Here is a 7985-nt window from a genome sequence, read left to right as displayed (position 1 = left end):
TTCGCCGTCGCCTCCCGGCTGCCCGTCGAGGCGAAGATCACCCGGACGACGACGAAGTACGCGCTGCGGCGCGCTTTGGAGCCCATCGTGCCCGCGCACGTGCTGCACCGGCCCAAGCTCGGGTTCCCGGTGCCCATCCGGCACTGGCTGCGCGCGGGCGAGCTGCTGGAGTGGGCCTACGCGTCGGTCGACGCGTCGCAGGCCGGTCACCTGGTCGACTTGGCGGCCGTGCGCCGGATGCTCGACGAGCACCGCAACGGCGTCAGCGACCACAGCAGGCGGCTGTGGACCGTGCTGATCTTCATGCTGTGGCACGCGATCTTCGTCGAGCACAGCGTGGTGCCGCAGATCAGCGAGCCGCAGTACCCCGTCGAGTTGTAGCGGGGCTTGCGGGCTTCGAGTGTGAAGCCAGGGCGCGAATTCCCCGGAATTCCCGCCCTCAGCTCACACTCAAGGCCGTGGATTCACACTCGATGCCGCGAAGGGCGGGCTAGCCCAAGACCGCGGTGATCTCGGCGGCGGCGTCGTCGCCGTACGCGCCGGCCAGTCGGGTCTTGGCGACGTCGCGGTCCCACTCCCATTCCTGGGTACCGGTGGACTCCAGCACCAGCACGGCGACGAACGAGCCCAGCTGCGCCGAACGCTCCAGGCTCAGGCCGGCGCTGCGTCCGGTCAGGAAGCCGGCGCGGAACGCGTCGCCGACACCGGTGGGATCGGTCTGGCTGTTCTCGGGAACCACGTCGACGTGAATGGTGTTGCCGTCGCGGTCCACGATGTCGACGCCCTTGGCGCCCAGCGTGGTCACCCGCAGGTCGACCTTCTGCTGGACGTCGGCTTCCGACCAGCCCGTCTTGGAGAGCAACAGCTCCCACTCGTAGTCGTTGGTGAACAGGTAGGCGGCGCCGTCGACGAGCTTGTCGATCTCCTCGCCGGACAGCCGCGGCAACTGCTGCGACGGGTCGGCGGCGAACGGCAGCCCGAGCTTGCGGCACTCCTCGGTGTGCACCACCATCGCGTCGGGGTCGTTGGCGCCGATGATCACCAGATCCGGCTTGCCGACGGACGACACCAGGTCCGCGAGCTTGATGTTGCGGGCCTCGGACATGGCGCCCGGGTAGAACGACGCGATCTGAGCCATGTCGAGGTCGGTGGTGCAGACGAACCGCGCGGTGTGCGCGGTTTCGGAGATCAGCACGTGGTCGCAGTTGACGCCGTGCTTGCCCAGCCAGTCGCGGTACTCGCCGAAGTCGTCACCGGCCGCGCCGACGAGTGCGACGTCGCCGCCCAGCACGCCGATGGCGAAGGCGATGTTGCCGGCCACGCCACCCCGGTGAATCACCAGGTCGTCGACCAGGAAGCTCAGCGACACCTTCTGCAGGTGTTCGGCCAGCAGATGCTCGGAAAACCGGCCGGGAAACCGCATCAGATTGTCAGTCGCAATCGAACCCGTTACCGCGATGGTCACGAAATCTCACCCTTCGTTAGATAGGTTATCTAGCTTACTCGCGCGCTTCGACCGTCCTCGCGTGCACGGTCGGCAAAGAGCGGTGCGCTAGCCTCCCTAGGGAACTCACTCAAGCCGTCGGGACCGCAAATGCTCGGGCGGTGACCCCTTGCAGGCGCAGTCCCCGTCTACCACCGTAGGAGAACCACGATGGCAGGTCCGCACTCGCCGAACCACGCTGTCGGCGGCGGCAGTAGCGGACCTAGTGGACATGAGCCCCCAACCGAATCCCCGCCGATCGATTTTCCCGAGGAACCCGGTGTGGGCGGTCCGGCCTTCGCTCCCCCGCCTGGCAGCGCCTCAGGACCTGCTCCGGCCAATTATGCAGGCCCGCCGCAGCCACCGGTCGCCTACCCGGCGCGGCGGTCCAAGCGAGGGCTGATCATCGGGGCACTACTGGCCCTGGGGCTCGTCGCGATCCTGACCGTGGCCATCGTCTACGGGGTGCGGACGAACGGCGCGAACACCGGGGCGACGTTCTCCGAAGGCGCGGCGAAGACGGCGATTCAGGGGTACCTGGACGCGCTCGAGCACCGCGACGTCGACACTATCGTGCGCAACCAGCTGTGCGGGATGTACGAGGGAGTGCACGACAAACGCTCCGACCAGGCCCTGGCGAAGCTGAGCAGCGACGCGTTCCGCAAACAGTTCTCTGAGGTCGAGGTGACCTCGATCGACAAGGTCGTGTACCTGTCGCAGTATCAGTCCCAGGCGCTGTTCACCATGCGGGTGTCGCCCGAGACCGGGGGCCCGATGCGCGGTGACGTGCAGGGCATCGCCCAGCTGCTGTTCCAGCGCGGGCAGGTCACGGTGTGCTCGTACGTGCTGCGCACCGCCGGCTCGTACTGAGCACACGATTGAGCCGGGCCACGAGGGCCCGGCTCAAGTCCGGCTAGCCGGTCAGATCAGTTGAACGAATCGCCGCAGGCACAGGAGCCCGTGGCGTTCGGGTTGTCGATCGTGAAGCCCTGCTTTTCGATCGTGTCGACGAAATCGATGGACGCGCCTTCGACGTAGGGCGCGCTCATCCGGTCCACGGTCAGCGTCACGCCGCCGAACTCCGCGGTGAGGTCGCCGTCCAGCGTCCGGTCGTCGAAGAAGAGGTTGTAGCGCAGGCCTGCGCACCCGCCGGGCTGTACCGCGATCCGCAGCGCCAGGTCGTCCCGCCCCTCCTGGTCTAGCAGGGACTTTGCCTTGCTGGCGGCGGCCTCGGTCAGGATCACGCCGTGGGTGGTCGTGGCGTTCGACTCGTTTTGCACCGTCATTGCTTCTCCTACATGGCTCTCGTTGGGTGGGTCCGTTCAGCCTCTCGCTTGCTTGCGCCAGCCGACCCGAACTGTTCGGAAAACGCCCACTGCATCAACGGTACCTTGCAGGACCGCTATTCCCGAGTCGCGAAGCGGCAACCGACGCCAGACCCATCAGCTGATTGGCCGCGTCGGCCTGCGCCAGCCGCACCGATCCGGCGTGATCGGCAATCGACAAGGCGGCCATGATGCCCGACGAGCGCACCGTCGCGTTCTCGAGGCTGACCTGGCCGGCCAGCACGATCACCGGAATGCCCCGGGGCCGGGCGGCGTCGGCCAGGGATCCGACCACCTTTCCGTGCAGGGATTGCTCGTCGAACCGGCCCTCACCGGTGACGATCAATTCCGCCATGTCGAGATCATCGGCCAACCGGGTGTGCTGGGCGATGATCGCCGCCCCGGATTCGCATCGGCCGCCGAGCGCCAGCAGCCCCGCGCCGATGCCGCCGGCCGCCGCTGCCCCCGGTTCGGCGCTGACATCTCGCCCTGCGACCGCCTCCAGGATCAGCGCCCATGCCTGGAGGCGGACCTCGAGAGCCGCGACGGTGGCCGTATCCGCGCCCTTCTGCGGGCCGAACACCCTGGCCGCGCCCCACGGGCCCAGCAGCGGGTATTCGGTGTCCGAGGCGGCGATCAGCTGCACGTTGGCCAGCTGCCGGCGGGCGGTGTCCAGGCCGCCGAGCTCGGCGATCATCCCCTGTCCGCCGTCCGTGCAGGCGCTGCCGCCCAATCCCACGACGATCCGCGTCGCCCCGGCCCGCAGCGCCTCGGCGATCAGCTGCCCTACTCCCCTGCTAGTGGCCGCCATGGCGGTCTCGGGGGTGGGCCGACCGCCGAGCAGTGCCAATCCGCAGGCCTGCGCGCATTCCAGGTACGCGGTCGCCGAACTGGGGTCGAACACCCATTCGGCTTCCACCATGGCCTTGAGCGGCCCGGACACCCTCAGGCGCCGTCTCTTTCCCAGCCGGTTGGCCAGCACCTCGACGAACCCGGGACCGCCATCGGACTGCGGGGCGACGATGAACCGATCACCCGGGCGCGACCGTGTCCACCCGGTTGCGATGGCCGCCGACGCTTCGACGGCGGTCATGCTGTCGGCGTAGCAGTCCGGGGCCACCAGGACCAGCATGGCGGGCAACTGGAGACGGCCGGGAGCGAGGCCAGGGGGAGTATCGCCCGTGGCCATCGAGCCGTCGTCCATCAGAGATCACCGTTCATCACCCGTAAGAGTAGGGCCAAGTGCGGGACTGACGCAGGTCTAATAGCAAGGCATTCCAGTCGAATTCCGGCGCGGCCCGTCCGCGAAGTAACCTGGCCTCTGTGAAGCTGATGGGCCGCAAGAAAGGCCAGGACACCGACCCTGACGAGGGCGCCGAGGCGCAGGCGGCGTCCGATGCCGTGACCGCCGCAAATGCGGCAGCTCCGGCGTCGCGCAGGACGGGCCCCAAGGGCCGGCCCACCCCGAAGCGCGACGATGCCAGGCGCACCGCGAAGAAGGGACCGGTCGCTCCCGCACCCATGACCGCCTCGGAGGCCCGGGCCCGGCGCAAGACGTTGGCCGGCCCCAAGCTCAGCCGCGAGGAGCGCAAGGCCGACAAAGTCGCCAACCGTGCTCGCATGACGGACCGCCGGGAAAAGATGATGGCCGGCGACGAGGCGTACCTGTTGCCGCGCGATCAGGGCCCGATCAAGCGCTACGCGCGTGACATCGTGGACTCCCGGCGCAACCTGCTGGGTCTGTTCATGCCGGCGACTCTGTTCCTGATGTTCGCCATGTTCACCACCCCGCAGCTGCAGCTCTACGTCTCCCCCGCGATGCTTGTGCTGATGTTCGTGATGACCATCGACGGGCTGATCCTGGGTCGCAAGGTAACCAGGGCGGTCGACGCGAAGTTCCCCGACAACACCGAAAGTCGTTGGAAGCTGGGCATTTACTCCGCCGGACGCGCTTCTCAGATGCGCCGGTTGCGGACACCACGTCCCCAAGTCGGTCGCGGCGCCAAAGTTGGTTGAGCGCGGCCCGAAAGGCGTCTGACAGCGGTGCGCACCCTGGTGCTCGGGGGAATCAGATCGGGCAAGTCACGGTGGGCCGAGGAGGCCATCGCCACGGCGCTGCCCGAAGGGCAGCCGGTCCGGTACCTGGCCCCCGGCCCCACCGGCGCCGACGACGCGGCGTGGTCGCAGCGGGTCGCCGAGCATCGAGATCGTCGGCCCGCGCATTGGTCGACGATCGAAACCGACAACATCGCAACCCAACTGCGCCAGATGCCGGAGACCCCGATGCTCGTCGACGACCTCGGCACCTGGCTGACATGCACGCTGGACCGCGACAACGCCTGGGACCTCGACTCGACGCCCGACTCGGTGACGGCTGCGATCGATGACATGCTGGCCGCGCTCCGCGCTTTCGGTTCGACCCTGGTGCTGGTCAGCCCGGAGGTCGGGTTGACCGTCGTGCCTACCACCGCCTCGGGGCGCCGATTCGCCGACGAGCTGGGCAATCTCAACCAGCGCGTCGCCGAGTTGTGCGATCGGGTGGTGCTGGTGGTGGCCGGACAGGCGGTGCCGATCAAGCCGTCGGGGACGTGATGGACGACGTGATGGAATTCGCCCCGGTGTCGCCGCCCGACGCGGAAGCCGCCGCCGCGGCGCGCGCTCGTCAGGACACGCTCACCAAGCCCAAGGGTGCCCTCGGTCGCCTCGAGGACCTGTCGGCCTGGATCGCGTCGTGCCAAGGGACATGCCCGCCAAAGCAATTCGAGCGCACCCGGGTGGTGGTGTTCGCCGGTGACCACGGCGTCGCCCGGTCCGGGGTGTCGGCTTACCCACCAGAGGTGACCGCGCAGATGGTCGCCAACTTCGACGCGGGCGGCGCGGCGATCAACGTGCTGGCCGACATAGCCGGCGCGACGGTGCGGGTCGTGGACATCGCGGTCGACGCGGAGCCGCTCTCGGCGCCGATTGGTGCCCACAAAATCCGGCGCGGCAGTGGCGATATCACGATCGAGGACGCGTTGAGCCGCGACGAGACGGCCCGCGCTATCGCCGCCGGCCGGGCGATCGCCGACGAGGAGGTCGACTCGGGTGCGGACCTACTCGTCGCCGGGGACATGGGAATCGGAAACACCACTGCGGCAGCGGTATTGGTCGCGGCTCTGACCAACGCCGAACCGGTCGCGGTCGTCGGCTTCGGCACCGGGATCGACGACGCCGGCTGGGCACGCAAGACGGCCGCGGTGCGCGACGCGCTGTTCCGCTCGCGGTCGGCGCTGCCCGATCCGGTCGAGTTGCTGCGGCGCGCCGGCGGCGCGGATCTGGCCGCGCTGGCGGCCTTCTGCGCGCAGGCCGCGGTGCGGCGCACCCCGCTGCTGCTGGACGGGATGGCGGTGACGGCGGCGGCGCTCGTCGCCGAACGTCTGGCGCCGGGCGCCCGGCATTGGTGGCGGGCCGGCCACCGGTCCACCGAGCCCGGCCATTCGCTGGCCCTGGCGGCGCTAGACCTGGAGCCGATTCTGGATCTGCGGATGCGACTCGGCGAGGGAACCGGCGCCGCGCTCGCGCTGCCGGTGCTGCGCGCCGCGGTGGCCACGCTGTCATCGATGGCCACGTTCAGCCAGGCCGGGGTGTCCAACCGGCCCGGGGCCCAGGCTCCTCCCCCGTCGTGATCCGTTCGCTGGCAACGGCTTTCGCCTTCGGCACGGTCCTGCCCGCGCCGCGCTTGGGCAACGCCCCGCTGAGCCGCGGCGCCATGACCGCGCTTCCGGTCGTAGGCGCAGTGTTGGGTGCGTTGGCCGCGACCGTGACATGGGGTGGGGAGCTGGCGTTCGGGCGGTCCAATCCCCTGTCGGGCATGCTCGCGGTCGCGATACTGGTGCTGGCGACGCGCGGCCTGCATGTCGACGGGGTGGCCGACACGGCCGACGGACTGGGCTGCTACGGGCCGCCACAACGCGCGCTGGCGGTGATGCGAGACGGTTCAACCGGACCGTTCGGCGCAGCGGCCGTCGTCTTGGTGATCGTGCTGCAGGGCCTCGCATTCTCCGCCCTCGGGTCGAACGCCCTTCCCGGCGTCGCGGTGGCGGTGTTCGCCGGCCGGGTCGCCGCGGTGCTGGCCAGCCGCCGATCGGTGCCGGCGGCCGAGGGCAGCGCGTTGGGCGCCGGCGTCGCCGGCAGTCAGCCGGCGGCGGTCGTGGCGGCCTGGGTCGCGGTGCTGGTTGCCGCGTCGCTGGTGGCGGGCCCACGACCATGGCAGGGCCCGGTCGCGGTGTTGCTGGGCCTATGCTGCAGCGCCATCCTGGTAAGCCACTGCGTGCGGCGTTTCGGCGGCATCACCGGTGACGTGCTGGGCGCCGCGATCGAGCTGACCACGACGGCGAGCGCCGTCGCGCTCGCCGCGGTGGTGCGCTGCTAGCCCAGCCGGGCCATCCATCCGTGGGTGTCGGCGAACGTGCCCCGCTGGATTCCGGTCAACGTGTCGCGCAGCGCCATCGTCACCTCACCCGGGTTTCCGTCGGCGATGGTGAACTCGGTGTCGCCGTACTTCACGGTCGAGACGGGGGTGATGACGGCGGCGGTGCCGCAGGCGAATACCTCCGTGATCTCGCCGGCGGCGGCCTTCTTCTGCCACTCGTCGATATCGATCTTGCGCTCCTCGACGGAGAATCCGGCGTCAATGGCCAACTGCAGCAAGGAGTCTCGTGTGATCCCCGGCAACAACGAGCCGGATAGCTCCGGGGTGACCAGCCGCGCCGAACCGCCGCTGCCGAAGACGAAGAACAGATTCATCCCGCCCATCTCTTCGACGAAGCGTCGCTCGACGGCATCCAGCCACACCACCTGATCGCAATCGTGCTCGGCGGATTCGGCCTGGGCCAGCAGCGAGGCGGCGTAGTTGCCGCCGAACTTGGCCGCGCCGGTGCCGCCCGGGCTGGCCCGCACGTACTCCGTCGACACCCAGACCGTGACGGGGCTGATGCCGCCCTTGAAGTACACGCCGGCCGGAGAGGCGATCACCATGTAGCGGTACTTCTTTGACGGCCGCACCCCCAGCCCGGGCTCGGTGGCGATGACGAAGGGGCGCAGGTACAGCGCCGCCTCGCCGCCGGCGGCGGGCACCCAGGCCCTGTCCACGGCGATCAGCTGGCACAGCGACCCCATGAACAGTTCCTCGGGCA

Annotated in this window: 10 protein-coding genes; 6 read left to right on the top strand and 4 right to left on the bottom strand. The window is 69.4% G+C overall.

The window, feature by feature from the left end:
- Positions 1–381 (top strand): asparagine synthase-related protein (locus JOZ00_RS12395; RefSeq protein WP_293344223.1); only part of this gene is annotated, 381 nt, incomplete at its 5' end.
- A 109-nt stretch (positions 382–490) separates the two neighbouring features.
- Here JOZ00_RS12395 and JOZ00_RS12390 read toward each other — a convergent pair.
- On the bottom strand, positions 491–1465 hold the full coding sequence (locus JOZ00_RS12390; RefSeq protein WP_293344221.1) for a carbohydrate kinase family protein: 975 nt from the start codon (positions 1463–1465) through the stop codon (positions 491–493).
- Positions 1466–1654: 189 nt separating this feature from the next.
- Between JOZ00_RS12390 and JOZ00_RS12385 the strand changes: the two genes are divergently transcribed.
- Positions 1655–2353: a hypothetical protein gene (locus tag JOZ00_RS12385; protein ID WP_293344220.1), complete on the top strand. Its 699-nt coding sequence runs from the start codon at positions 1655–1657 to the stop codon at positions 2351–2353.
- Positions 2354–2409: 56 nt separating this feature from the next.
- Here JOZ00_RS12385 and JOZ00_RS12380 read toward each other — a convergent pair whose 3' ends face one another.
- Together JOZ00_RS12380 and JOZ00_RS12375 are read right to left on the bottom strand one after the other, a co-directional pair.
- On the bottom strand, positions 2410–2769 hold the full coding sequence (locus JOZ00_RS12380; protein ID WP_293344218.1) for an iron-sulfur cluster assembly accessory protein: 360 nt from the start codon (positions 2767–2769) through the stop codon (positions 2410–2412).
- A gap of 94 nt (positions 2770–2863) precedes the next feature.
- The gene (locus tag JOZ00_RS12375) at positions 2864–3940 is read right to left on the bottom strand and encodes a glycerate kinase (protein WP_293344227.1); all 1077 of its coding nucleotides are present in this window, start codon (positions 3938–3940) and stop codon (positions 2864–2866) included.
- Positions 3941–4131: 191 nt separating this feature from the next.
- Between JOZ00_RS12375 and JOZ00_RS12370 the strand changes: the two genes are divergently transcribed.
- Genes JOZ00_RS12370 through JOZ00_RS12355 form a run of 4 tightly spaced genes read left to right on the top strand, consistent with a single transcriptional unit; the run spans position 4132 to position 7222 of the window.
- The gene (locus JOZ00_RS12370) at positions 4132–4824 is read left to right on the top strand and encodes a DUF3043 domain-containing protein (RefSeq protein ID WP_293344217.1); all 693 of its coding nucleotides are present in this window, start codon (positions 4132–4134) and stop codon (positions 4822–4824) included.
- A gap of 27 nt (positions 4825–4851) precedes the next feature.
- Entirely contained in the window at positions 4852–5400 is a 549-nt protein-coding gene (locus JOZ00_RS12365) for a bifunctional adenosylcobinamide kinase/adenosylcobinamide-phosphate guanylyltransferase (protein ID WP_293344216.1), read from the top strand.
- Positions 5401–5408: 8 nt separating this feature from the next.
- Positions 5409–6476, top strand: coding sequence for a nicotinate-nucleotide--dimethylbenzimidazole phosphoribosyltransferase (gene cobT, locus JOZ00_RS12360; RefSeq protein WP_293344225.1), 1068 nt, complete (start codon positions 5409–5411; stop codon positions 6474–6476).
- Complete coding sequence (locus tag JOZ00_RS12355; protein WP_293344215.1) at positions 6473–7222, top strand: adenosylcobinamide-GDP ribazoletransferase; 750 nt, start codon at positions 6473–6475, stop codon at positions 7220–7222. Before cobT ends, JOZ00_RS12355 begins: the two co-directional genes overlap by 4 nt.
- Here the strand turns inward: JOZ00_RS12355 and JOZ00_RS12350 are convergent.
- The coding region (locus tag JOZ00_RS12350; protein ID WP_293344214.1) for a branched-chain amino acid aminotransferase at positions 7219–7985 on the bottom strand (767 nt) is incomplete at its 5' end. The genes JOZ00_RS12355 and JOZ00_RS12350 overlap by 4 nt on opposite strands.

Origin of the sequence: Mycobacterium sp., from assembly GCF_019243155.1 — a bacterium.
Taxonomy (GTDB): Bacteria; Actinomycetota; Actinomycetes; order Mycobacteriales; family Mycobacteriaceae; genus Mycobacterium.
This window is presented reverse-complemented; position numbering and strand designations above follow the sequence as displayed.

Excerpts from the sequence above, each read along its gene's own strand:
- JOZ00_RS12375 (WP_293344227.1), bottom strand. The coding sequence starts at position 3,940 with ATGCTGGTCCTGGTGGCCCCGGACTGCTACGCCGACAGCATGACCGCC.
- JOZ00_RS12385 (WP_293344220.1), top strand. The coding sequence starts at position 1,655 with ATGGCAGGTCCGCACTCGCCGAACCACGCTGTCGGCGGCGGCAGTAGC.
- JOZ00_RS12380 (WP_293344218.1), bottom strand. The coding sequence starts at position 2,769 with ATGACGGTGCAAAACGAGTCGAACGCCACGACCACCCACGGCGTGATC.